This is a genomic window from Duganella aquatilis (assembly GCF_009674565.1).
GTDB classification, from domain to species: Bacteria; Pseudomonadota; Gammaproteobacteria; order Burkholderiales; family Burkholderiaceae_D; genus Rugamonas; species Rugamonas aquatilis.
In genome coordinates, this window is sequence record NZ_WKJL01000091.1 from 1 (window position 1) to 205 (window position 205).

Annotated in this window: 1 rRNA gene; it reads left to right on the forward strand. The window is 43.4% G+C overall.

Annotation, left to right across the window (positions count from 1 at the left end):
* Nucleotides 1-97: 97 nt before the first annotated feature.
* A 23S ribosomal RNA gene (locus tag GJ698_RS30400) occupies nucleotides 98-205 on the forward strand; the annotation flags it as partial.

Here is a 205-nt window from a genome sequence, read left to right on the forward strand (position 1 = left end):
GTTTTATTTAAGCGTGTAAGAAATTACACACTTAGGGTAGTAAAACTCATCATCACAAAGTAGTAAATGCTTAGACTTATAGCCGTCAAGGTTATAGGGACAAGTGAATAAGTGCACATGGCGGATGCCTTGGCGATTACAGGCGATGAAGGACGTAGTAGCTTGCGATAAGCTGCGGGGAGCTAGCAAACAAGCTTTGATCCGC